Here is a 22,087-nt window from a genome sequence, read left to right on the forward strand (position 1 = left end):
GAGAATCACCGCCAGCGGGTTCTGAGCCGGGTCAGTTCGCGGCCGTCGGCCGAGGCTATCCGGTGGATGACAAGAATCCCGTTGTCGTCTTCGGTGTAGGCGCAGCATACGGTTACTTCTTCTCCTGCCAGTGCTTCGGCCCGGTAGCCGATCTCAAGGGAAACCAGTTTGTGGCGCTCCGCCACTTCGTTGGGTACGTCGTCGAGGGCCCAACCGGCATAGACCATGTGGTTAACGTGGTGGTTCAGGTCCAGGTCCGAACGCCGCACCCTGAAGCGTTCCTCGGCCTGGCTTTCTTTGAGCGCGGGGAGCGGCGCGAAGTCGTCGTCAATGGCACGCCGTGGCGTGAGAGGGTAGGGGGGATGACGGTCGACCCGCACCGGCCGCCGGGTTTTGAAGTCGATGACCGCCCACGACGTGGTGGCGCGGGCCATGACAGCCCCCGTCCGGTCCAGCAGCTCGAACTCGCGGCAGGTAAAGCGCCCTTCCCGTAGCGAAGGCCAGGTTCGCACCGTCATCTCATTTCGTACCCTCGGATAACGTTCGATGCTGAGATGGACCCGGGACAACACCCAGGTGAGCCCTTCGGCCATAAGTGACCTGACCGACCCCCCCAGGAGTGTCATGTGCTCCGATGCCGCTTCCTGCAGGTAACCGAGAAGTGTCACGGGGCTTACGAAGCCATGGGGGTCCACGTCGAAGGAGCGGATGGTGAAGGAGGTTTCGAAGATTGAGTTTTCCGTTTTCATAGTGCTCTTTTTCTAGCAGATTCCCTTTGCTCATTCCACCGCTTTTCGCCCCAGTTTGCCCCGCGACCCGAATGCGGTAGACTGTATAACCTGATTGATATTGATTTCCTGGAGGTTGTCATGGAAGAGAAAACCTGGACCCCGGCAGAACTGCTGCAACTCTCCGGGGGCTACTGGAGTGCCTGCGCGCTTCATGCCGCCGTAGCCCTCGATGTGGTGACCCCCCTGGCAGGCGAGACGCTTACCGCTGCCGAGGTGGCCGGGCGTCTCGCCATTGACGTTCGTGGCGTTGCCATGCTCCTCGACGCCCTGGCGGCCATGGCCCTGGTACATAAGCGGGAAGACCGCTACGAAGCCGCACCGTTTGCGACCCGGTATCTCGCCAAGAGTTCGCCGGAGTATCTGGGGTACATCATCATGCATCATCATCACCTCATGGCGGGATGGTCGCAACTCGACGAGGCGGTGCGGCGGGGAGCCCCGGTGCGGGAGAGCGCTTCCCATGGCGACGATGAGGGGGCGCGGGAGAGCTTCCTCATGGGAATGTTCAACCTGGCCATGCAGAGCGCGCCGAAGGTGGTCCCCCTCATTGACCTCACCGGCCGCAAACGCTTGCTGGATCTTGGGGGAGGACCCGGTACCTGGGCAATCCACTTCTGTCTCCAGAATCCGGGTTTGGACGCGATTGTCTATGATCTTCCCACCACCCGCCGCTTTGCCGAGGAGACCGTCGCCCGCTTCGGACTTGCGGATCGGGTAGGGTTCGTGGCTGGGGATTTCCTCGGAAACGATACTCCGAAGGGCTTCGACGTGGTCTGGCTTTCCCAGATCCTCCACGCCTATGGCCCGGACCAGTGCGCCGTGATCCTGGAGAAGGCGGTGGCGGCCCTGGAACCGGGAGGACTTCTCCTCGTACAGGAGTTCATTCTGGACGACACCAGATCCGGTCCCCTCTTTCCGGCGCTCTTTTCCCTGAATATGCTCGTGGGAACCACAGCCGGGCAGTCTTATTCCGAAGGCGAACTCTCTTCCATGCTGGCTGCAGCCGGTCTCCGTGACGTGAGGCGCCTGCCGCTGGAATTGCCGAACGGTGCCGGGATCATTGCCGGGATTGTTCAGCAATGATAGGTATTTTTGTCCATTGGCATCCATTGGTGAATAAATATCTAAAGTCTTTTCATTCAGCCGCCGATACCTATTATTAAGCAGTTAGATAATCACCCGTATGGCGAAGGGGGCGGTGTGGAAGAGGCAGTTTACAAGTTCCCGTTTCTCTCTGTGGCGCAGGTCCATTCTTTTTCAATGGACCGCCCCGTTTCCATTATTTTCGGACCGGACAACATGTACTGGGTGGTTCCCGACGCCGTTGCCCGAGAACTTCATCGCCTCGGCTATCAATTCTGCCAGTGACGATTGCTGTATCCATGTTTAGCCGTTGACTTGCCCTGTTCATTGACGTTAGAATCCGGCCGTTGAACCTGGCCGGATATCCTGAACCTGCCCCAGGTATGCCACAGCACCTGGGGTTTTTGTTTGCACAAATGAGCGAAAAACCAGTCACCATAGTGCCGTGTCCACGCTGCCGGAAGGAAACTCCCTGGCAGGGAAACCCCTTCCGACCCTTCTGCTCCGAGCGGTGCAAGACCATGGATCTTGCCGCCTGGGCCGATGAAGAATACCGCATCGCCAGTGAGGATACCCCTGGCAATGATGAATCTGACGATAACCCGTAAAGGAGTTCTCATGTCCAACATACGTCTCCGCTTCGCACCGAGCCCCACCGGTTATCTCCACGTTGGTGGGGCACGTACCGCGCTTTTCAACTGGCTCCTGTCCCGCAAGGAAAAAGGGACTTTCATCCTCCGCATCGAGGACACCGACGTGGCCCGTTCCACTCAGGAATCGGTGGACGCCATCCTTCAGGGGATGGCCTGGCTTGGCCTCGGCTGGGACGAAGGTCCCTTCTACCAGTCGGAGCGTTTTCCCGTCTACAAGGAGTTCGTGGAGAAGCTCGTGGCCGAGGGTAAGGCATACCGTTGCTACTGCACCCCCGAGGAACTGGAGGCCAAGCGGGAGCTGGCCATGAAGGAGGGGCGCAAGCCCAAGTATGACGGTACCTGTCGCAACGGAGTGGAGGAGCCCGGGGATAAGCCGCACGTAATCCGTTTCAAGGCGCCCCACGAAGGGGTAACGGTCTTCGATGACCTCATCAAGGGGCGGATTGCCTTCAATAACGACGAACTGGACGACCTCATCATCCAGCGCAGTGACGGCACCCCCACCTACAACTTCGTTGTGGTTATCGACGACGCCACCATGGGGATAACCACCGTTATCCGGGGCGATGACCATATCAACAACACCCCTCGCCAGATTCTTCTCTACGAGGCCCTTGGCTATCCCGTGCCCCGCTTCGCCCACGTGCCGATGATCCTCGGCGCCGACAAGACCCGTCTCTCCAAGCGCCACGGCGCCACGAGCGTCATGGCCTACCGGGACATGGGATTCCTTCCCGAGGCCATGGTCAACTACCTGGTGCGGCTCGGCTGGAGCCACGGCGACCAGGAGATCTTCAGCCGGGAGGAACTCATCGAGAAGTTTTCCATCGAGGCGGTGGGGAAATCTGCCGGAGTATTCAATCCTGACAAGCTCCTCTGGCTCAACCATCACTACATCAAGGAGAGCGCTCCCGAACGGCTGGCGGAGCTTTTAGTCCCCTTCATGAAGGAGCGTGGCATCGATCCCGAGTCAGGGCCGGGCCTTTCCCTCGTGGTGAAGACCCTCCAGGAGCGTTCCCGGACCCTCGTGGAGATGGCTGACGGCGCGATTTTTTACTACCGGGGCGATTTTGCCTATGACGAACAGGCCGCAGCCAAGTACCTGGTTCCCGACGCGGCGCCGCTACTCACCGCGTTGGCGGAGAAGCTCGAGGCGCTCGCCGATTTCAGCCAGGCAGGCATAGAGTCTCTGTTCAAGGAGTTCATCGCTGAAAAGGGGATCAAGCTGGGGCAGGTGGGACCGGCGGTTCGTGTCTCCCTCTGTGGCGGCACCGCATCCCCTGGCATCTACGAGGTAATCGAGGCCCTGGGGAAAGAAGAGGCCCTGCGGAGGCTGCGCCGCGCCGTGGCTTTTATCGGGTAACGCGGGAATCCTCACAGGTCATGGGCGAAAATCAAAGGGGCGGCACGATATGATTTCGTGTCGCCCCTTTTTTCGGTTAGGTGGTTACTTGTGACGCTTTGTCAGCTCGAAGGCCCGCTTGACCCGAGTAACAATTCTGATCGGTTGGACCGGTTTGGCGATGAAGTCCAGGAAACCGGCCTCCAACGCCCGTTGTTCATCTTCGCCGGTGGCCTTGGAGGTGATGAGGATGACGGGAATGTCGGCGGTGGCCGGGTTTGCGCGCAGAGCACGCAGGAGGCCGAAGCCATCCATGCGCGGCATGGTTGCGTCGGTTAGAATCATGTCGGGTTTTTCGGTCACGGCCGACTTGAGTCCGTCAACCCCGTCATGGGTCACCAGAACGTCGTACCCTTCTTTCAGAAGCGCCACCTGAATGATGGTAGCCACGGGGAGGGTATCTTCCACCACGAGGACTTTCTGTCGTTGCACGTCCTTCATCTTGCCATGGAGGTAGTGCTTCTCTATGGCGGTCAAAAGCTCCTGCCGCGTGGCAAGGATCGGCACCACTTTGAGCCGGTGCTTCTTGGCCAGGAAATCGACGGTGTCCTGATCAAAGGGATCGTTCAGGGCCAGGGCCAGCATGTTCTCTTTCAGTTTGAGGGGAAAAACAAGCCGCTGTACCGCCATGTCCTGGGGGACGAGGGAGAGCAGCTCCGGCGGAAATGCGTAATCGACAAACCCCTTCACCGTTTTGATGCCGAGTTGCTTCGACAGAGCATCGATCAGTTCCTCACCAGTGATGACCCCCATCTCCTCGAGAACCTGACCAAGTCGTTTGCCGCTCCCCTTCTGGCGCTCCAGGGCCCGCTCAATGGTCTTGACGGTTATGATTCCCGCCTCCACCAGCAGGTCGCCCAGTTGCTTTTTCTGTACCATCAGCAATTCCCTTCACTTCCGGAGATTTGAGAGCTGGATCGCGAACTTCCTGCCATAGTGGCGTATTGACGGAAAACTACACTCATTATATCGGACGCTTTCCCAAATACTTTAGCCAAACAGTAAGAAATTATTCAACTATTCGAATCGGCGTAAAAAAGGCCCCGAAACGGGGCCTTGATAAGGTGACGGGGGGAGAAGATCAGCGCACATGATCCTCTGGATAGGCACCGATTTTGTGAATGGAGAGGTCGGCACCGGCAAACTCCTCCTCGTCCGAGAGTCTGATGCCAACGGTCTTGGAAAGAACGGTGTAGACGAGGAACCCGTTCGCAAGGGCGAAGAGGATGGCGGCGACCGTGCCAAGCAATTGGGAAATGAATGATATGCCACCAATGCCGCCGAGAAGAGGCTGGCCGAAGATCCCGGCGGCAATGCCTCCCCAGGAGCCGATGATGCCGTGAAGGGGCCAGACGCCGAGAACGTCGTCGATCTTGAGTCGCTCCTGCTCGATCTGGAAACCGTAGACGAAGATAACGGAGGCGATAGCGCCGGTAGCGAAGGCCCCCAGAGGGTGCATGATGTCGCTTCCCGCGCAGACGGCGATGAGTCCTGCCAGGGCGCCGTTATGAATGAAACCCGGGTCGTTTTTCCCTGCAAGGAGGGCCGCCAGCACGCCACCAACCATGGCCAGAAGGGAGTTCACCGCAACGAGGCCCGATATCTTGTCCAGGTGGCCGGCGCTCATGACGTTGAAACCGAACCATCCCACCGCCAGGATCCAGGAACCGAGGGCCAGGAAGGGGATGTTGCTGATGGGGATAGGGTGGGATTTACCCCTGATGTACCTTCCCATGCGGGGGCCGAGGGTAAGGACTGCGGGGAGGGCAAGCCAGCCACCCATGGAATGGACCACCACCGAACCGGCGTAGTCATGGAATTCAGCGCCGCCGATACTCTTGAAGAACCCCTGAAGAATTGAAGCGTTCTTTCCCCAGATGAGAGATTCGAAGATGGGATAGGTCAGTGCAGCGAAAAGGGCGCCAGCGAAGACCTGGGGCCAGAACTTGGCCCGTTCGGCAATTCCTCCCGAGATTATGGCCGGGATGCAGGCGGAAAAGCAGAGGAGGAAAAAGTAGTGAACGAGGTCGTACCCCTGGGTGGCTCCCATGAGGTCGCCGGCCGGTACGAGGAAGGATATTCCGTAGGCGATGGGGAAGCCGACCATGAAATACGCGATGGTGGAGACTGACCAGTCGGTCAGGATTTTTACAAACGCGTTGACCTGATTCTTCTTGCGGACTGTTCCCACTTCGAGGAAGGCGAAACCGGCGTGCATTGCAAACACCATGACGGCGCCGAGCATGAGGAAGAGGACATCGGTGCTGTTCTTGAGACCTGTCGCCATCGACAGCTGATCCATGGGCATACCTCCGTTGGCATGTGGTTCGGCCCCCCATTCTCCCGTCGTCGGGAAGGGCCGTTTTCCCTTTAGCAACCTCTTTGCCAATAGTCTAACCCGTTGAAATTGCGCACAAGAAGGTGCACTGAGCGTTTCGAAAGCAATGGTGCTGTCTGTTTATTCATCACCCATGCCCGGGGAATGGGCTGTCTTTGGGCAAATTTGGAGTTGACGCTCGTGTGTCTACGTTGTAAAGTCGCGGCATTAAAAGAAAATCATGCATAACACCGTTGTGACCGGGATGCCGATTGCCTGCCAAGACCGCCCTCATATACTCGAACGACTTCAGCCGGTTCAGTTACGGTGACGACCATCCGTTCAAGATCCAGCGCTTCATTCTTGCCCGCGAGCTCATGGGCATGCTGGGACTCACGGAGTTGCCCGGCGCTTGTATCCATGACTGCCCGCGTGCGGACGAGGCATCCCTTCTCACGTTTCATTCCCCGGACTATCTGCAACGGCTCCGGGAATTCAGCGATTCCGACGAACCCCGCGCTGACTTCCGGTATGGCCTGGGAGATCTGGACAACCCGGTCTTCAAGGGATTCTATGACTGGGCAGTACTCGGCGTCGGAGGGACCATGGAGGCCGCCCGACTCGTGACCGAGGAGGGGTACGACATCGCCTTTACCATGGCAGGGGGGTGGCACCACGCCCACCGGAGCAAAGCATCGGGTTTCTCCTACCTGAACGACGCGGTTGTCGCCATCAACACGCTTGTTGCGAAGGGATTGCGGGTTGCGTACCTGGACATCGACGCCCACCACGGCGACGGGGTTCAGGAGGCCTTTTACGATACCGACCAGGTCCTGACCGTCTCTATCCACGAGAGCGGCATCTATTTTTTCCCCGGCACCGGCTTCGAGGACGAGATCGGTAGGGGGCAGGGGAGGGGATACTCGGTGAATGTTCCCCTCGTGGCCCACACCGACGACGCTCTGTTCATGAAGGCCTTTGACGAAGTGGCCTATCCCCTGATCGCCGCCTACAACCCCGATGTTCTGGTAACCCAGCTCGGCGTCGACACCTTTCGTACCGACCCCCTCACGCGCCTCGAAATAACCACCCACAGCTACACCTATATCCTGCGCAAGCTGAAGGCGCTGAAAATTCCGTGGGTGGCAGTTGGCGGCGGCGGATATAACATGATCAACGTTGCCCGGGGATGGACCCTTGCCTGGGGGATCATGAACGGCGTGGAACTGCCGCCGAAGCTGCCGGCCCAATTCGTGGATATGATCGCGCCCATGGGACATCCGAACCGGATGCTTCTTGACGCCATGCACTGGGCAGAGGAGGATGACCGGAACCGGGCCCTTGACGCGGTGGAGAGGAGTATCGCTGCCATTCGGGAAACGGTCTTTCCCGTGATTATCGGAAATTATGCCGCGGCTGCCGGGGAATAGTGCACTCGTTGACGCTGCCGGACGGGTGCTCCACTCCCTTCGGGAGATCAATTTCCTATCTCCGGTGGAGCGTGAGCGATTCTACGTCGACATACTTCCTCCGCGGCTCTTTGCGTACCTTGGCATCTCGCCGCAAAACCTCTGCGGCGCCGACGGCCTGAGGCGCATCAAGGTCATCGCCCCGGAGGGGATAGGGATTGCGCGGATCGAGGTCAAGGCGCACCCGGCAGACACAGACACAGCCTTTTTTCTGGAACTGGCAGACACCCACTACGGCCAGATGGAGCTTTCATTCTGCATCATCGCCGATCCTGAAGCGCCCCGCTATTACGTGGACAAGGACGCAGCGGGGCGAGACAACTGCTTTACGACCCTGGGCCGCAATATCCCCGAGGAACTCAGGGCCATGGAGGCGGGTCTCTTCCCGAACCAGACGAGACGGGGACTCCACCTTTTCGGGGAGTTCTTCCCCATCTTCGAGCGGTTCGTGGATTCCCTCGGTATGGAGATGATAGTGGCGGAGCCCCTGACCTACGACAATGCCATCCGCTATGAAAAGTACGGTTTCGACTACATAACCGGAAAGCGGCTCATGCTGGAAATAGACCAGGAGTTCCGCCGGGGCGGAATCCTTTTCGGGCGGCTCGACGGTTCTAACCCGTTTCGGATGCCAGGTGCTGAGCGTACGGTGCGGGGGAGGAGTTGGGCCATCCACGACGGGATCATGGACGAACCCTGGGACGAGGTGCGGATCTACAAGACGGTTGGAGAACATGCTGGAATCGACACCTTTCCCGACAGAAACAATGAAGGAGGACACCCCTGACATGCACGCGCAAACGAAAGACCTCACCCCCATCAAGGGAATTCGCTACTATTACCCCCACGATGATGCCGTTCTGGTTTTCAAGGACGAGAAGGAGCGGATACCTTACGGCGGCATGCCGGTGCCGCTGCTGGAGGAGGACTTCGCCAGGCTGGACGGAGAGCCATCCTACGATGAGGTTGGCCGTGGGGTTTACCAGGCCCTTCGGAGCAATCCCGACTGCATCCTCTGCGACAAATATGCGGCACTCCTCAGGGACGCCTATCCCCACTACCTGGCCGAGTTGGCCAGCAATGCCATCATGATCGACAGCAAGGACGTGGAAGTTCCTTATCTCGACCGCAAGATCGCCTGCCTGAAGGTTCTTGCCCTTCTGGAGCCGCAAAATCCGGCTCTCCCCCTTGAGATCGGCAGGGTCTTTCTTGATCGGGGGATGCGGCTTTCGGCCCTCCATCTTTCCACCGTCAGCATCTATCGGGCCGAGCACTTCCTCAACCGGGCCCATACCCTCGCACCGGACGACCGCAACATCAATCGTTACCTGGGAGAGGCGTACTACCTTCTCGGCAAGTACGACGAGGCGGTCGGTTTCTGGCGAAAGGCCGCGACAACTGACGAGCCGGAAGCGGAGCGGCTGCGGGAGCGCGTTGAACGGATTAGCGCCGGGAAAGTTCCCCTGATTCCCCCTGTTGATTATCTGGAAGCAATCGGAGCGGCCTTTGCATGTAACCAGACCGGAGAGTACGAAGAGTCTATTGCCATTCTTCAGGATATCCTGATGGATCCGGTATTTAGCGAGGAGTTTCCCATTCCTGAGATTCACTGCGTCATCGGTAAGGGATTCACGGCCCTCGACATGCCGAAGTACGCCGAGGCGGAATTTCGCCAGGCCCTTGTGATTGATCCGGCTCACGAGGAGGCCCGAGCTCTCCTTGCCACGATCGCTGCTGCGTAGTTAGGGGTGCCCATGTTCGGCTTCAGCATTGCAGACTGGATTTTCATTGGCCTGGTGATGGCAACGATCTTTGCCTGTGTTGCCATCAGCGACATGCGGAGGAAATAACACTGATGCGTGCGGATATTCGGTATGGAAGGTAGCGAAATGACGGATGAGCATGACGAGCGACGACCATTGGGGCTGGTGCTCCTTACCGGGCTCTATCTCTTCTTTTTTGTCGTGACAGTGTCCACGTATGGCAGTCCGTTTCCGTTTCTCGGCAGGATTTACCTCGGGACGGTTGCCAAGGCACTTATCTTTGTCGACAGCCTTGTCTGCCTCTATCTCTTTCTCGGGCTCATGAAACGGCAAAACATGACCTGGTACCTGCTTATCTGCTACAACCTGTTCGAGGTAATCAACACAATCGTTAACCTGACCTTTATCACGCCGGCAGAATTGGAGCGGGTCATCGGAGAACGGATCGACCAGGAGGCGCTCATGGTCAACAACATCGCGAGCGCCCTGGCGATTCTGCTCCTGACCCAGTATATCTACCGGCACAAGCATTACTTCACGAACTCTCGGAAGTATCTCTTCTGACAGGGATTTGACCGGCGCATGCCGAGGTGGGTACCCCGGTATCTGCCGGTCAGATGTGGGCGGCTAAACGTTTTACGGGAGGATAGACGTGTTTTTGAAGTCATTGATGGAGCCAAAGGAGGAAGGTGGGCTTTTCCAGAAGCTCATGCACGGCCTTGCCGGTTCCATCTTCCATGGCGAACAGGCGAATTCCCGGATTGACCTGAGCGATACCCGCGGAGTATCGATCAGGGTCGAGAACCTCAATAAACATTTTGGCGACAAACACGTGCTCAGGGATGTGAACCTGGAGATTCGCTCCGGCGAAACATTCGCCATCATCGGTCCATCGGGAACCGGCAAGAGCGTTCTGCTCCGGCATATCGTCAAACTTGTGCGCCCTGACAGCGGCGAGATTTATATCGACGGGCACCCCATCTTTGCCGCCAATGGCGAGGAAACGACCGCCAATTACCGTTACAGCATGGTCTTTCAGTCATCGGCCCTGTTCAACTCCCTTACCGTGGGAGAGAACGTGGGACTGTGGCTGCGGGAGAAGCGCGTTTGCAAGGAACAGCGGATCGGGGAGATGATCCGCGAGAAACTGGCCATGGTGGGGCTTGAAGGGACTGAAGGGCTCAAAACCTCAGAACTTTCGGGTGGTATGAAAAAGCGTGTCGCCATTGCGCGGTCCCTGGCCATGAATCCAGACCTGATTCTCTATGACGAGCCCACGGCAGAGTTGGATCCGGTTACCACCGACGAGTTGGCAAATACGATTATCAGACTCAAGGAAACGACGAAAAACACCACCGTCATCGTGACTCACGATCTCAATTTCGCCCTCTATGTTGCCGACCGGATCGCCATGATGCACGGGGGAACCATCGTTGGAGCCGGGACTCCTGCCGAGATAAAGGCGAGCGAAAACCCTATAATCAAGGGATTCGTCTATACGACTACCAAAGGGATCAAGGGGTGAGCGCCACTTTGCTGGTTTCCGGCGTACCCGGTCAGGGCAGGAATCCATGAATATGCTCAACACAATTAGTGGTATTTTCACTGCTGCCGTCGTGACGACGGGTGCCCTTCTGCTCTCATCCTGCGCTGAGCTCAAGCAGGACCGTCCCCTGCTGCCGGTCCGCGAATACGAGCGGATGATCGTGGGGCGCCTCGACGCCGAGTATGTGGGAACCGACAACTGCGTCTCCAAATGCCACAAGCACGAGAAGATTGCCGATGATTTCAGGCACAGTCTGCACGGCGAGCAGATAAAACCGGAGACCGGCCTTCCGCTCGTCAACTGCGAGTCGTGTCATGGCCCGGGAAGTCTTGCCATAGAGAAACTCGGCGATAACGTGGAAGAAAATGACGAAAAAAAGGTGAAGTGCGACACAAGCACGTTCCTTGACATCCACAATCTCCCGACACCAGCCCAGTCACTCATCTGCCTCAAATGCCACGCGGCCGCCTCGTCGCCGACCCTGGCCCACTGGACCGGAAGCGTTCATGCCCTGAACGACGTTGGCTGCTTTGACTGCCACAAACTCCACCGAAGCCCCCGCCAGAAGGTGACCAGGGAGGAGACCGCAGAGCTCTGTTATGGCTGCCATACGGAGATCAAAGCCGAGAACAGCCTCTTTTCCCACCATCCGATCAGGGAGAAGAAGATTGCCTGCACTGACTGCCATGATCCCCATGGCTCCGTGCAACCCCATCTCCTCAAGGGAAGCACCCCCAAGGAGCTCTGTACCCGTTGCCACATGGAGAAGCAGGGGCCCTTCGCCTTCGAGCACGGCGATGTGACCGAGAATTGCGCCACCTGCCACTCACCACACGGTTCGGTCAACAACCATCTCCTCAATGCCGCCATGCCGTTTCTCTGCCTCCAGTGCCACGGGGGGCATGTGGTTACGTTGATGCCGAATGATCCTGTAGACAAGCGTCTGTTCAACAACCGCTGTACCGACTGTCACTCACAGATCCATGGTACCGACATACCGGCGGGGGCCAATAATAATAGGGGCAACTTCCTCCGGTAGGCGGAATCAAGGCAACCGTAAGGAGTTTGTATTGTGATAAGGCGGGGATACATTGCAAGATTCGTGATGATGGTGGTGTGTCTTTGGACTGCGACGGCCGTTGCGGCGGGAAACGACGAGGCCGTTTCAGACAGCGGAACTACTGGTCAGCCACCCGCCGTCGAGGATGTGGCCGAAGAGCAGACCTTCGAGGAACCCCACGAGCAACCCCTCCAGGGCATGGAGATCGAGACCCATCGCATTGCGGAGGCTTCAGTCGGCTACCGCTTTGTCGGCACCAGCGACAACGGCGTCAGGGCTGCTGAGTACGACTATCTTCATTCGAGCCTTGCGGGTGGAGCGCGCTTTTCGCATCTTGGCAAGGATCTGAAGCTCGATGTGGACGGCGCCTTTCTCAATACCGAGGACTACTTCGCCAACCTCATGGCCGATTACGGCGGGTACTACCGGCTGACCGCGCGGACCGAATCGCTCTTCCACAACCTGGATCATGTGCCGAGAGATTTGAACATTTTCGATGATCCTGATCGTGAAGCCCGTTACGGCGTCAACACAAGACAAGACACGATCCAGTTTCGCTACAAACTCCACGATTACCCTATCCATTTGAATCTGAGCCACTGGCTCATTGACCGGGAAGGTACGCAGCAGCGCCGCTATGCTGATTTTTCATTTGAAGATTACTATCACAATATCCTTATCCTGACTGAGCCTCCTATTGTTCCCGGGTCAAAACTCTATTTCAGGTCACGCAGTGTTAAGCAGGTATCCTCCGAAGGGACGGCTGGCTTCGACGCCCATCTGGGGCCGGTCAACGTCGTCTATTCCTTCCTCTTCAGAGAGTTTGACAACGGGGAGTCAACGCCTATTCAAGACTACAAAGCGTTGACAGGCCCTACGGAGCACAACGAGGATCCGGAAAGTCGCTACCATTCCCACACCGTCAAGCTTTACACGTCTCCGGCAGGGGGGATTACCGGTGCAGCCTCCTATACGTATGGCAGGAGGGAAAATCTTTCTTCGCTGACGTCGGTTGTCGGAGCTGCTAATGTCAAGGACACAATCCAGAATGCAGCGGGCGATTTCACTTACTCTCCCTGCGCGTGGTTCACGACAGCCATCAAATACCGACATCTCACTATCGATCGCGATACACCGTCAACACTGTTTATTCCCTCTCTGTCGACCCAGACGGTAACACTCCGCCAGGGTATTGATACGCGAAAGGACACCATTTCGGCAAACCTGACCATCCGGCCCAATATGCTCATGAGCGTCAACGGCGAATATCAGGGTGTCTTTCAGCACCGCAGCAACACCGGAACGACAGATCCCAATACGATGTGGAATCTTCCCGAGGATTCCGATACCCATAAGGGAATCCTGACGGTACTGTTCCGCCCCATCAAGGGGTTTCGACTCAGGGGACTTTACGAGTACACCACCACCAGCCATCCCCTCTACGATTCCGACCCCGAACAGAAACATGAGGGGAGACTTCTCGCCACCTACACGAATTCCAGCCGATGGGGCGCGTCGGCAAACTATCGAATTGCCCGGGAATGGAACGATCGCATCTCCCGGACCACTCACCCTGAACTCCCCGATAGCCCCGAGACCTACGTTCTTCCTCGCGACCGGAATTTCGTGCATGCGTCCGTCGGCTTCTGGGTAAGCCCCATCGACCGGTTCACGGTAAGCGGCAATTTCGGCTACTTGCGGACCAGGGCTGAACAGGCAATCCTCTTTGCCACCGTTTTCAATGGTATGAATGCCGCAACCGAATATGTCTCCCAGGGCGAAATCTATTCCGTCAACGCCGCATACCATGCCTCCGAGAAACTCGATCTCTCCCTTGCGTATCAGCTGGTCCATTCCCGCTCGACGTTCAAGCCTGGCAGCACTACCTCGGACGGTACTCCTACCGACGGAATCAGTGAGCTTTCGCGGATAAAGACCGTGGAACATTCCCTGTCGGCCCGCGCTGACTACCGGCTAATGAAGCATTTTGGCTGTTCGTTGGATTATACTTACCGTGCATACGACAATCGGTTGTCTTCCGAAGGTGACGGAGCGGTTCATGAGGTTACCGCCCTACTAAAGACTTCGTGGTAATATTTTTATGTGGCAACGCACCCTGATACTGAAACGACTCATATATATTCTGCCGGTGTTGATTTTTGCAGTCTGCGCTACACCTGCGTCCGCGGCGAGAAAGTTCGTGGCGGCTGTCCTTACCAGCGACATGCCGCGGTACAAGGAGGCCTACCGTGCCTTCGTCAAGGGACTTGCCGCCAAGGGATACGGAGAAGGTGAGGTGGAATTTGTGACCCAGACTCCGAACCCGGACCCCATCTCCTGGGCCAACAGCGTCAGAAAATTCAGCGCCCTTGCCCCTGATATCCTTGTCACTTTCGGTGCGCCTGCCACAATTTCGGCCACACAGGAAGTCCTCAGGATGCCGATCGTGTTCGTGGACGTGTACGGCCCGGTGGAAACGGGCATTTCGCGAAGCATGACGAAAGCAGGAGGAAATCTGTGCGGCGTCAGCTCCAAGGTGCCCATGACCACACTCATCAAGGCTATGATGGCCATACGTCCCGTCAAGACCCTTGGTATTCTTTATAACAGCAGGGAGCGCGGTTCCTATGTCCAGATGCAGGAGATCAAACGTCTGGCCGCTCAACAAGGATTTGCGGTGTTAGAGGCGAACGTGCCGGTTGCTTCCGGTCTCGACGCGGCATTAACCCATGTGCTGTCAAAATCCGATTGTCTCTTTGTCTCCGAGAGTTCCGTTGTGAACCGGGGGATGGATAAAGTAATGCGCAAGGCCATGAGTGCCAAGGTTCCGGTCATTTCTCTCGCACCTGAAGCGGCTGGGAAGGGGGCTCTGGTATCCCTGGAGGTGAGCCCCACGGAACAGGGACAACTGGCTGCCAACCACGTGGCCAAGATTCTTTCGGGAATGAAACCGGGAGATCTTCCGATTCTTACGCCCCGCAAAGTCGATCTTGTAATCAATCTGGGAAGCGCGAAATCCCTTGACCTTCAGGTTCCGTTCCGTGTATTGAGTCTTGCCACGAAGGTGATCAAGTGATTCTGCGTGATAATGGGTTGGTGTGCCGATAGAGGTATTGATGGGAAAGATTCTGATCGTTGATGACGATAAGGCGTTTACGCAATTTCTCAAACGATATATTAATCAGCATTATCCAGTACTCAAGGTACAGATCTGCACGAGTCCGGTCCGAGCCCTTCCGATAATTAGCAAGGGTGATGTTGATCTGCTTCTGGTTGACTATGAAATGCCGGTACTCGACGGGGATAAGGTCGTCAAGTACGCATGTGAAGTAGGGATGGACAAGAGCAGGATAATTGTACTTTCCAGCCGTGACGCGGATTTTCTCCATGAGCATTTCCCCCTGGGAACCTGTCTCGCAGTGATGAACAAGTACGAAACACGGCAGAAGGCCGTGCTCGACATGGTATTCAGTTCACTCCAGCGCAAGGCGGCGGGGAGATAAGGTCAATTCCGTGCAGGAGGATCTGCCGATGGGAGCAAAAGAGATTACGGTTGTTTTTTACCGTCAGAATCACCTGAGAGACAACTGGAAAGTGGATCTCGACGGTGTTGAGGCGGAACGTTTCTTCGGTAAGCTGGAGGGAGACCTCTCACGTGCCGGGGTCGTACTGAAGAGATCCCGCAACGAAGCCTTTACCATAGACATCAACAGCTATGCCGACCTGTTGAATGCGGTAAGAATTTCCTCACCCACTGATGGCTTCGGTAGCGTCTGCATCGGGCACATAATCGGGCAAAGCCAGAACCTCGACCTTATGGACGACATCCGACGTGCCGTGATGAGAATCGCCTTTGCGCCGGAGACTGTTCCTCCAGAGGACCATAACCGGAAGGTATGCCACAACTGCGGTTGTGGCTGTTGAGCACTATGCTGAGTCAGTCCTGGAGCGGTGTCACAGGCACAATGCTTGCGGAGAGGGTGCCGTCTTCAAATGAAAGAAGAGCAAAGCTCGGTTTGCTGAATCCCTTTTTGAGGCAACCGGGGTTAACGTAGAGTATTCCATCGATCGTGGTGACGGTGGGGATGTGCGTATGGCCATAGAGTACCACATCGGCCTTCTCTTCGGCAGCCCTCGTGGTAAGCTTGTCCAAACCTCCCTTCACGCCGTAACGGTCGCCGTGGGTGAGGAGAAACTTCATTCCTGCAAGCGACAACAAGGATTCCCGGGGGGAGTCTGTCGAGAAGTCGCAGTTACCGAGAACCTTGATGACGGTTTTACCGCACAACAACTCCAGAAAAATGGCATCATCGGTCTCGTCGCCCAGGTGAAAGATGTGGTCCACGTCGCCAGCCAGGTCGAAGGCGCGGGCGAGAAGGGCATGGTTGCCGTGGCTATCTGAAAAAATAGCTATTTTCATTTTTTTATTGTAACAAACACCCCCTCACAGTCAAAAAGAATATTGCCCTCAATCCATGTCCGTAATCGGTTGAAGTTTCCGCAGCCGTATGAGGAGGACGATCCTGACGCTCAGTCCCTCTGGAGAATCCCATGAAGAAAAACCATATAGTGATCGGCGTGATGATCGTGGCTGCCCTTGCCCTTCTTTTCACCCTTTCGATCCAGATTGCGCGGCTGATTTTGGGAGATGGACCCATGGTGAGTTCCGGCGAGGGGGTCGGGTATGTGGAGGTCAAGGGACCCATCCTGGAATCCGAGGAAATCGTCAAACAACTCAGCGAAATGCGGAAAAAGACCAATGTGAAAGCGGTCGTCCTGCGGATTGAGTCCCCCGGCGGGGTCATCGGTCCGTCCCAGGAGATTTACGAAGCGGTGAAAAAGCTCGCTAAGACCAAGAAGGTCGTGGTTTCCATGGGGAGCGTGGCCGCATCTGGAGGGTACCATATTGCCATCCCCGCCGCGGTCATCTATGCCAATCCCGGCACCATAACCGGGAGTATCGGCGTATTGATGAAACTTGCCAATGTCGAGGGCCTGATGGACAAGGTGGGGATGAAGGCTTTTACCCTCAAGAGCGGTAAGTTCAAGGACGCAGGCTCACCGGTACGTGCCTTAACCGATGAGGACAGGGCGCTGCTTCAGGGAGTAATCGACAATCTTCACGCCCAGTTTGTGAAGGCCGTCGCCGAGGCGCGGAAACTTCCGGTCGAGGAGGTCAGGCGTCTCGCGGACGGGCGGGTGTATACCGGCGAGCAGGCTGTGTCGCTCAAACTCGTTGACCGGCTCGGGACCCTTGAGGATGCCGTTGAGGAGGCGGGTCGCCTGGCAGGAATCAAGGGTGAGCCGACATTGCTGATGCCACCGAAAAAACGGAAGCATCTCAGGGATTATCTGCTGGAAGAAGCATCGGGCTTCTTTCGGGAGACAGTGCGGCGCGAGGGGGGATTCAGCGTCAACTACGAGCTTGATCCGGCCGTGGGCAATGGAGGTCATTGACGGTATGGCGGGGCGCCATACCACTCACCAGGTTCTGAAAGCGCCTGAGTCGATGTGAACAAATCCCGAGCTGGGGTAGAAACCGACACCGCCCATGTGGAGGTCGACGGCAGCCTCCCGAATGCTGGCAATGCTCTTGCCGGGAATGGAGATGTCGATGGCCCTGCCGGCAAGATGGAGGCTATGCTGGGCGACTCCGTGGCCGTTCTCCCGCAGCAGGTTATTGTAGAGGGGCGAACGGTAGGCCGAGATGATGTGTATCTCGTTGTTGCCGCCGAACTTCTTGTCGACGAGATTGAGGAACTCAAGGGTGTTGACGTCCATCTCGGTCACTTCATTGGTGTAGTGGCACCGGAGAATCCAGTTGAGGGTGTTGAGGGAGTCGAGATCGTAATTTCCGGCTGCATCCCGGAAGGCCAGGGCAATTCGTTCACGGGTATGAGTGTTGAAGAGGGAAAGCTGTCCAGGGGGTAGGAGTTCCGGTGTTGACACGAAACGTCCGAATGCCGATCCCACCCCCATGAGCGTAAGTGCTCCTGTAAGGGTGGCCTTTAGAAAGTTTCTTCTGTTCAACATCTTGAAATCCATTGGCTTTTACCTGCCTTTATTCGAGTGCTGCGGGAAAACGAAGTCCTATTCGTACCAAAAACGGGTCTTGTGTGTCAACCGTTTCGGTCCCTTGCGGCCTGCAGTGGCCGCCGAATGGGTCAATTACCGGAACGTATGCCATTGATAAAGCAAAAGGAAGGCCAATCGCCTTCCTTTTGTGAATTTTACAGGAAATTTACACTCCGTGCCTCAGCGGGGCATGGGGCAGTAAAGGTTGCCGTAGGGGCGGCGGCTTAGGGGAAGAACCTTCACGAACTCTTCCTTGGCCACGTCTGCGTAGTCGATGCTGAAATCGTTGCAGTATTCCTTCAAATACCCTTCCAGCTCAAGCCGATCCTCATCGGTAAGCTCGAACACACCGACCTCTCGTGAGAGTTTCGTTTCGTCCACGCCCCCCCGCACAAAGATGGTGCCGCCGTGCATGCCGGTGCCGAAGCGAAAGCCGTGCTTCGGTTTCTCCGGCTCGTCGCTGAACAGGTCGAGAAGGATGAGTACCCCTCCAGCCATGTACTCGCCAAAGAAGTCACCAGCCTTGCCGCCGGCGATCAGAACCGGCTTGTTGGACTCGTAGGACTTCATGTGGATGCCGACCCGGTATCCCACGTCCTTGCGAATGTGGACCCGCCCACCGCGCATGCCGTACCCGAGCACGTCACCGGCGTGGCCGTGGACGATGACCTTGCCCGCATTCATGGTGTTGCCGATGTTGTCCTGAGCGTTGTCGTTCACGACGATAGTGGCGCCGTTCATGAACGCAGCCAGGTCGTTGCCGGGAACGCCGTTGATGGTAATGGTGACCGGCCTGTTGATGCCGTCGCCGATGAAGTACTGGCCGTTCACGTTGTCGAGGACAATCTCCGTGGCCCCTGCGGCCACTGCCTTACGGATTTTCTGGTTCAGGTCCCGGTAGTAGAGACCTTGAGCGTCAATTTTTGTCATAGAAACCTCTCCTGAAGAGGCCAGGCAAGGGAAAAGGAGTTCTCTGGTTCCCGGTCCCCGGTTCCTGGTCCCGGATGTTAAATTACTCCCGGCTGCATCTTGGCGATGACCGGCTCTCCGCCGCGGGGCGCCCAGACCTTATCGGGTTTGGGACATATCTCGCGGATTGCCGCCTCCTCGGAGGCCATGTAGACGAAGTCGTCCTTGGTGGCACAGACCAGGGGACGGAGCTTCACCCGGTCATTGAGGCCGATAAGCCCTTCATTGCTGGCAAAGAGGATGGCGAAGGGGCCGTTGAGCAAGGCGCTGCCGTAACACTGGCGGATGGCGGTAAGAAGCTGTCGCTCGTCTTCGGGAAGGGCGTCGATGATGTCCCAGAAAGGGGAGGCCATGGCCAGGCTCGCCAACTCCGGGGTGAGACCGTGCTTGCGGATCAGGAGGTCGAGGGTGTAGGCCACGACCTCGGTGTCGGTCAGCATGGTGCAGAGGTAGCCGTACATCTCCAGGTACCGCTTGTTGATGCCGTAGGACGAGATCTCGCCGTTATGGACAATGGACCAGTCCAGCAGCGTAAAGGGGTGAGCGCCGCCCCACCAGCCCGGGGTATTGGTCGGAAAGCGGTTGTGGGCGGTCCAGATGTATCCCTTGTATTCTTCGAGCCGGAAGAAGTCGGCGATCTCCTCGGGATAGCCGACCCCCTTGAAGGCCCCCATGTTTTTGCCGGAGGAGACAACGAAGGCTCCTTCGATACCGTTATTGATCCCCATGACGTGTCGGACGATGACGTCCTCGTCGGTCATGTTCTGAAACTCGATAGCCTCGTTGTACTCGGTTGTCTGGAGGGGCTTCACGAAGTAACGTTTGAAGGCCGGCGGATTGGCGATGGCCGGGGTACGACGGGTTGGGATCTCTTCGTGATGTTCGATGTAGAAGTGCTGCTCCAGATATTCCTCGGTGAGCTGTTGCGCCATTCCACTCTCGTACATGAGGTGGAAGGCGTAGAAATCCTTGAACTCAGGATAGATGCCGTAGGCTGCGAAGCCGCCGCCGAGGCCGTTTCCCCGGTCGTGCATGAGGGCGATGGACTTGATGATGACACTCCCCTCGACCAGGTTGCCGGCGGTGGAGATGAAGCCGGTCAGGCCGCAGTTGGAGATGTCTTTCTGGAAGTAGTGGGTCGGTTTCAATTCTCTGGTCATGTCAAAACCTCGATCTGGTCGTCGCGAAACGGTGCCGGGTCAATGCCCGACGGCCCTGGCCTGTTCGTCAGCTCCCGTCACTTTGCCGACGGGGGCGAAGAGGGTGGAGCGAATCTCCCGGGGGAGATTGACAAAGCCGAAGTCGGGGGTGAGGAGCTGGTCCTTGAAAGGGCTTACCTCGATCCGGTCGCGGATAAGACCGGCAAAGATGCCGGCCCGGTCCACGGCCCCCACGAGGACGGCGCCGGCCAGGATACCGTCCTTGAGGACGATCTTTCTGTACTGGTAGTTCTCCAGATCCTGATAGGTGAGGATCTCGTATTCCTTGGGCTCCACCGGGTTCGTGATCCCCATGGAGATGGTGGATACCTTGAAGAGTTCGATGGTGTTCATGGCAATGCCGCCTTGGTACCCCTTTGAACCGCCCGCCATGGTTACCCCGGCGATGTCCCCCTGGATGTAGGCGTCGGGCCAGATGGGCATCGGGTTCTTGACGCCGGAGAAGAAGTCCTTTGCCTCGGCCACGTCGCCGGCGGCGAAGACCCCCTTCACGTTGGTCTCCATCAGGTCGTCGACCACGATGCCCCGGTTCACCTCCACGCCGCTTCCCTTGAGGAATCCGGCTGCGGGGCGCACCCCGATGGCGACGACAACCGTGTCGCAGGGGATGAAGTCGCCCGACTTCAGGGTTACGCCGGTGATGGCGGCACCGTCACCCTCGATCCGCACCACCGTGTCTTCGGTGATGACGTCGATGCCGTTGGCCTTCATCTTCTTGGCCACTACCCGCCCGGCGGGGCGGTCAAAGGCAGCGGAGAGGATCCGGTCGGCCAGTTCCACGATGGTGATTTTTTTATCGAGAAGATGGAGTCCTTCTGCGGCCTTGAGGCCGATGAGGCCACCGCCAATGACCACTACCTTCTCGATATCGTCGGCAATCCCCTTGAGTTTCGCCGCGTCGTCCCAGGTGGTGAAGGTGAAGATCCGGTCCTTGCCGGCCATTCCCTCGATGGGAGGAACGAAGGGGTCACCGCCGGTCGCAACGAGAAGCCTGTCGTAGGCGATCACGTCACCTCCGGCGATGGTCACCTTGTTGTTTGCCGTGTCGACGCCCACCACTTCCGCATTGAGGAGGAGGTTGACCCGGTTCTTCTCGTAGAAGTCCTCCGGCAGGTAGGCCATCCGCTTTTCCGTGATGAGGCCGCCGAGGAGGTAGGAGATGAGGGGGCGGCCGTAGGCCACGTGGCGCTCCCGCGAGATGACGGTGATGTTCCCCTGCTGGTCGATGCTTCTGATACCCCGGATGGCGCCCACGGCAGCCACGGAGTTTCCAATGATCACATAGTTCATTTCTGGCTCCCCTCCTTGTAGACGAGTGCCCGGTTGGGGCAGGCATCGACGCAGGCCGGGCTGGTGCGGTCCGGGCAGAGGTCGCACTTGTTGGCCTTCTTCTTCGTGAGGTTGCGCTGCACGGCGCCGTAGGGGCAGGCCATGACGCAGGACCAGCAACCGACGCACTGCTCGGTGTCGATCCGGACCACGCCCTTGTCGTTCTTCTGGATGGCGCCGGAGATGCAGGCCCGCAGGCAGTCGGGCTCGTCGCAGTGGCGGCAGGTGGTGGAGAAGGAGACGACTCCTCCGTCCCACTCCTCGACGGTGCAGCGGGAAATGGGACGATTCTCCTCGTGGAGAAATGCCTTGACCGGGTTTTTGGACTGGGAGTGCTCGGTGATGCACGCCACCTCACAGAGGTGGCAGCCGATGCAGACGTCTTCGATCATATAGATGCGCTTCATACC

24 protein-coding genes are annotated in these 22,087 nt (G+C 57.5%); 15 read left to right on the forward strand and 9 right to left on the reverse strand.

Annotation, left to right across the window (positions count from 1 at the left end; all coding sequences use genetic code 11):
* Window positions 1–5 precede the first annotated feature (5 nt).
* Window positions 6–749 carry an acyl-[acyl-carrier-protein] thioesterase gene (locus tag KJB29_RS03655; protein WP_215733438.1) on the reverse strand — a complete coding sequence of 248 codons (744 nt, stop codon included), beginning with the start codon at window positions 747–749 and terminating at the stop codon, window positions 6–8.
* Between the two features lie 120 nt (window positions 750–869).
* Between KJB29_RS03655 and KJB29_RS03660 the strand changes: the two genes are divergently transcribed.
* From KJB29_RS03660 to gltX, 4 genes are all read left to right on the forward strand, one after another.
* The gene (locus tag KJB29_RS03660) at window positions 870–1,874 is read left to right on the forward strand and encodes a methyltransferase (RefSeq protein WP_215733439.1); all 1,005 of its coding nucleotides are present in this window, start codon (window positions 870–872) and stop codon (window positions 1,872–1,874) included.
* Between the two features lie 117 nt (window positions 1,875–1,991).
* Entirely contained in the window at window positions 1,992–2,159 is a 168-nt protein-coding gene (locus tag KJB29_RS03665; protein WP_215733440.1) for a hypothetical protein, read from the forward strand.
* A gap of 131 nt (window positions 2,160–2,290) precedes the next feature.
* A complete protein-coding gene (locus tag KJB29_RS03670; RefSeq protein ID WP_215733441.1) occupies window positions 2,291–2,482 on the forward strand; it encodes a DNA gyrase inhibitor YacG in 192 nt (63 codons plus the stop codon).
* A gap of 10 nt (window positions 2,483–2,492) precedes the next feature.
* A complete protein-coding gene (gene gltX, locus KJB29_RS03675) occupies window positions 2,493–3,890 on the forward strand; it encodes a glutamate--tRNA ligase (protein WP_215733442.1) in 1,398 nt (465 codons plus the stop codon).
* Window positions 3,891–3,974: 84 nt separating this feature from the next.
* On the opposite strand, the gene KJB29_RS03680 is transcribed toward gltX, so the two are convergent.
* Both KJB29_RS03680 and KJB29_RS03685 read right to left on the reverse strand, forming a co-directional pair.
* A complete protein-coding gene (locus tag KJB29_RS03680) occupies window positions 3,975–4,808 on the reverse strand; it encodes a response regulator (protein WP_215733443.1) in 834 nt (277 codons plus the stop codon).
* Between the two features lie 202 nt (window positions 4,809–5,010).
* Entirely contained in the window at window positions 5,011–6,231 is a 1,221-nt protein-coding gene (locus KJB29_RS03685) for an ammonium transporter (RefSeq protein ID WP_215733444.1), read from the reverse strand.
* Between the two features lie 287 nt (window positions 6,232–6,518).
* Between KJB29_RS03685 and KJB29_RS03690 the strand changes: the two genes are divergently transcribed.
* The 10 genes from KJB29_RS03690 (at window position 6,519) to KJB29_RS03735 (ending at window position 16,008) form a co-directional block, all read left to right on the forward strand.
* A complete protein-coding gene (locus KJB29_RS03690; protein ID WP_215733445.1) occupies window positions 6,519–7,676 on the forward strand; it encodes an acetoin utilization protein AcuC in 1,158 nt (385 codons plus the stop codon).
* Window positions 7,654–8,502 carry a hypothetical protein gene (locus KJB29_RS03695; protein ID WP_215733446.1) on the forward strand — a complete coding sequence of 283 codons (849 nt, stop codon included), beginning with the start codon at window positions 7,654–7,656 and terminating at the stop codon, window positions 8,500–8,502. The genes KJB29_RS03690 and KJB29_RS03695 overlap by 23 nt, the downstream gene beginning before the upstream one ends.
* Before the next feature lies 1 nt (window position 8,503).
* A complete protein-coding gene (locus tag KJB29_RS03700; RefSeq protein WP_215733447.1) occupies window positions 8,504–9,457 on the forward strand; it encodes a tetratricopeptide repeat protein in 954 nt (317 codons plus the stop codon).
* A 132-nt stretch (window positions 9,458–9,589) separates the two neighbouring features.
* Window positions 9,590–10,042, forward strand: coding sequence for a hypothetical protein (locus tag KJB29_RS03705; RefSeq protein WP_238379005.1), 453 nt, complete (start codon window positions 9,590–9,592; stop codon window positions 10,040–10,042).
* 106 nt (window positions 10,043–10,148) lie between these two features.
* Entirely contained in the window at window positions 10,149–11,003 is an 855-nt protein-coding gene (locus tag KJB29_RS03710) for an ABC transporter ATP-binding protein (protein ID WP_215733709.1), read from the forward strand.
* A gap of 52 nt (window positions 11,004–11,055) precedes the next feature.
* Complete coding sequence (locus KJB29_RS03715; RefSeq protein WP_004513360.1) at window positions 11,056–12,063, forward strand: DmsE family decaheme c-type cytochrome; 1,008 nt, start codon at window positions 11,056–11,058, stop codon at window positions 12,061–12,063.
* Between the two features lie 33 nt (window positions 12,064–12,096).
* The gene (locus KJB29_RS03720) at window positions 12,097–14,178 is read left to right on the forward strand and encodes an MtrB/PioB family outer membrane beta-barrel protein (RefSeq protein ID WP_343213533.1); all 2,082 of its coding nucleotides are present in this window, start codon (window positions 12,097–12,099) and stop codon (window positions 14,176–14,178) included.
* Window positions 14,179–14,284: 106 nt separating this feature from the next.
* On the forward strand, window positions 14,285–15,160 hold the full coding sequence (locus tag KJB29_RS03725; RefSeq protein ID WP_215733448.1) for an ABC transporter substrate-binding protein: 876 nt from the start codon (window positions 14,285–14,287) through the stop codon (window positions 15,158–15,160).
* A 40-nt stretch (window positions 15,161–15,200) separates the two neighbouring features.
* The gene (locus KJB29_RS03730; RefSeq protein WP_215733449.1) at window positions 15,201–15,587 is read left to right on the forward strand and encodes a response regulator transcription factor; all 387 of its coding nucleotides are present in this window, start codon (window positions 15,201–15,203) and stop codon (window positions 15,585–15,587) included.
* Window positions 15,588–15,615: 28 nt separating this feature from the next.
* Complete coding sequence (locus tag KJB29_RS03735; RefSeq protein WP_215733450.1) at window positions 15,616–16,008, forward strand: hypothetical protein; 393 nt, start codon at window positions 15,616–15,618, stop codon at window positions 16,006–16,008.
* 13 nt (window positions 16,009–16,021) lie between these two features.
* Here KJB29_RS03735 and KJB29_RS03740 read toward each other — a convergent pair whose 3' ends face one another.
* Window positions 16,022–16,504, reverse strand: a complete 483-nt coding sequence (locus KJB29_RS03740; protein WP_215733451.1) for a metallophosphoesterase family protein — start codon at window positions 16,502–16,504, stop codon at window positions 16,022–16,024.
* 131 nt (window positions 16,505–16,635) lie between these two features.
* On the opposite strand from KJB29_RS03740, the gene sppA reads away from it, so the two are divergent.
* Entirely contained in the window at window positions 16,636–17,541 is a 906-nt protein-coding gene (gene sppA / locus KJB29_RS03745) for a signal peptide peptidase SppA (protein WP_215733452.1), read from the forward strand.
* Between the two features lie 24 nt (window positions 17,542–17,565).
* On the opposite strand, the gene KJB29_RS03750 is transcribed toward sppA, so the two are convergent.
* The 5 genes from KJB29_RS03750 to KJB29_RS03770 all read right to left on the reverse strand — a co-directional run bounded on the left by KJB29_RS03750 (window position 17,566) and on the right by KJB29_RS03770 (window position 22,084).
* Complete coding sequence (locus KJB29_RS03750) at window positions 17,566–18,063, reverse strand: YcbK family protein (protein WP_309298925.1); 498 nt, start codon at window positions 18,061–18,063, stop codon at window positions 17,566–17,568.
* A 276-nt stretch (window positions 18,064–18,339) separates the two neighbouring features.
* Window positions 18,340–19,089, reverse strand: coding sequence for a GltB/FmdC/FwdC-like GXGXG domain-containing protein (locus KJB29_RS03755; RefSeq protein ID WP_215733454.1), 750 nt, complete (start codon window positions 19,087–19,089; stop codon window positions 18,340–18,342).
* 77 nt (window positions 19,090–19,166) lie between these two features.
* On the reverse strand, window positions 19,167–20,288 hold the full coding sequence (locus KJB29_RS03760) for a class II glutamine amidotransferase (protein ID WP_215733455.1): 1,122 nt from the start codon (window positions 20,286–20,288) through the stop codon (window positions 19,167–19,169).
* A 39-nt stretch (window positions 20,289–20,327) separates the two neighbouring features.
* On the reverse strand, window positions 20,328–21,638 hold the full coding sequence (locus tag KJB29_RS03765; RefSeq protein ID WP_215733456.1) for an NAD(P)/FAD-dependent oxidoreductase: 1,311 nt from the start codon (window positions 21,636–21,638) through the stop codon (window positions 20,328–20,330).
* Window positions 21,635–22,084 carry a 4Fe-4S dicluster domain-containing protein gene (locus KJB29_RS03770; RefSeq protein ID WP_215733457.1) on the reverse strand — a complete coding sequence of 150 codons (450 nt, stop codon included), beginning with the start codon at window positions 22,082–22,084 and terminating at the stop codon, window positions 21,635–21,637. The genes KJB29_RS03765 and KJB29_RS03770 overlap by 4 nt, the downstream gene beginning before the upstream one ends.
* Window positions 22,085–22,087 lie beyond the last annotated feature (3 nt).

The organism is Geobacter grbiciae (assembly GCF_018531165.1).
Classification (GTDB): Bacteria; Desulfobacterota; Desulfuromonadia; order Geobacterales; family Geobacteraceae; genus Geobacter; species Geobacter metallireducens.

Excerpts from the sequence above, each read along its gene's own strand:
- KJB29_RS03715 (WP_004513360.1), top strand. The coding sequence starts at position 11,056 with ATGCTCAACACAATTAGTGGTATTTTCACTGCTGCCGTCGTGACGACG.
- KJB29_RS03655 (WP_215733438.1), bottom strand. The coding sequence starts at position 749 with ATGAAAACGGAAAACTCAATCTTCGAAACCTCCTTCACCATCCGCTCC.
- KJB29_RS03705 (WP_238379005.1), top strand. The coding sequence starts at position 9,590 with ATGGAAGGTAGCGAAATGACGGATGAGCATGACGAGCGACGACCATTG.
- KJB29_RS03770 (WP_215733457.1), bottom strand. The coding sequence starts at position 22,084 with ATGAAGCGCATCTATATGATCGAAGACGTCTGCATCGGCTGCCACCTC.
- KJB29_RS03670 (WP_215733441.1), top strand. The coding sequence starts at position 2,291 with ATGAGCGAAAAACCAGTCACCATAGTGCCGTGTCCACGCTGCCGGAAG.
- KJB29_RS03765 (WP_215733456.1), bottom strand. The coding sequence starts at position 21,638 with ATGAACTATGTGATCATTGGAAACTCCGTGGCTGCCGTGGGCGCCATC.
- KJB29_RS03735 (WP_215733450.1), top strand. The coding sequence starts at position 15,616 with ATGGGAGCAAAAGAGATTACGGTTGTTTTTTACCGTCAGAATCACCTG.
- KJB29_RS03710 (WP_215733709.1), top strand. The coding sequence starts at position 10,149 with ATGGAGCCAAAGGAGGAAGGTGGGCTTTTCCAGAAGCTCATGCACGGC.
- KJB29_RS03700 (WP_215733447.1), top strand. The coding sequence starts at position 8,504 with ATGCACGCGCAAACGAAAGACCTCACCCCCATCAAGGGAATTCGCTAC.
- KJB29_RS03740 (WP_215733451.1), bottom strand. The coding sequence starts at position 16,504 with ATGAAAATAGCTATTTTTTCAGATAGCCACGGCAACCATGCCCTTCTC.
- gltX (WP_215733442.1), top strand. The coding sequence starts at position 2,493 with ATGTCCAACATACGTCTCCGCTTCGCACCGAGCCCCACCGGTTATCTC.
- sppA (WP_215733452.1), top strand. The coding sequence starts at position 16,636 with ATGAAGAAAAACCATATAGTGATCGGCGTGATGATCGTGGCTGCCCTT.
- KJB29_RS03685 (WP_215733444.1), bottom strand. The coding sequence starts at position 6,231 with ATGGATCAGCTGTCGATGGCGACAGGTCTCAAGAACAGCACCGATGTC.
- KJB29_RS03755 (WP_215733454.1), bottom strand. The coding sequence starts at position 19,089 with ATGACAAAAATTGACGCTCAAGGTCTCTACTACCGGGACCTGAACCAG.
- KJB29_RS03750 (WP_309298925.1), bottom strand. The coding sequence starts at position 18,063 with ATGGGGGTGGGATCGGCATTCGGACGTTTCGTGTCAACACCGGAACTC.
- KJB29_RS03760 (WP_215733455.1), bottom strand. The coding sequence starts at position 20,288 with ATGACCAGAGAATTGAAACCGACCCACTACTTCCAGAAAGACATCTCC.
- KJB29_RS03730 (WP_215733449.1), top strand. The coding sequence starts at position 15,201 with ATGGGAAAGATTCTGATCGTTGATGACGATAAGGCGTTTACGCAATTT.
- KJB29_RS03695 (WP_215733446.1), top strand. The coding sequence starts at position 7,654 with ATGCCGCGGCTGCCGGGGAATAGTGCACTCGTTGACGCTGCCGGACGG.
- KJB29_RS03660 (WP_215733439.1), top strand. The coding sequence starts at position 870 with ATGGAAGAGAAAACCTGGACCCCGGCAGAACTGCTGCAACTCTCCGGG.
- KJB29_RS03680 (WP_215733443.1), bottom strand. The coding sequence starts at position 4,808 with ATGGTACAGAAAAAGCAACTGGGCGACCTGCTGGTGGAGGCGGGAATC.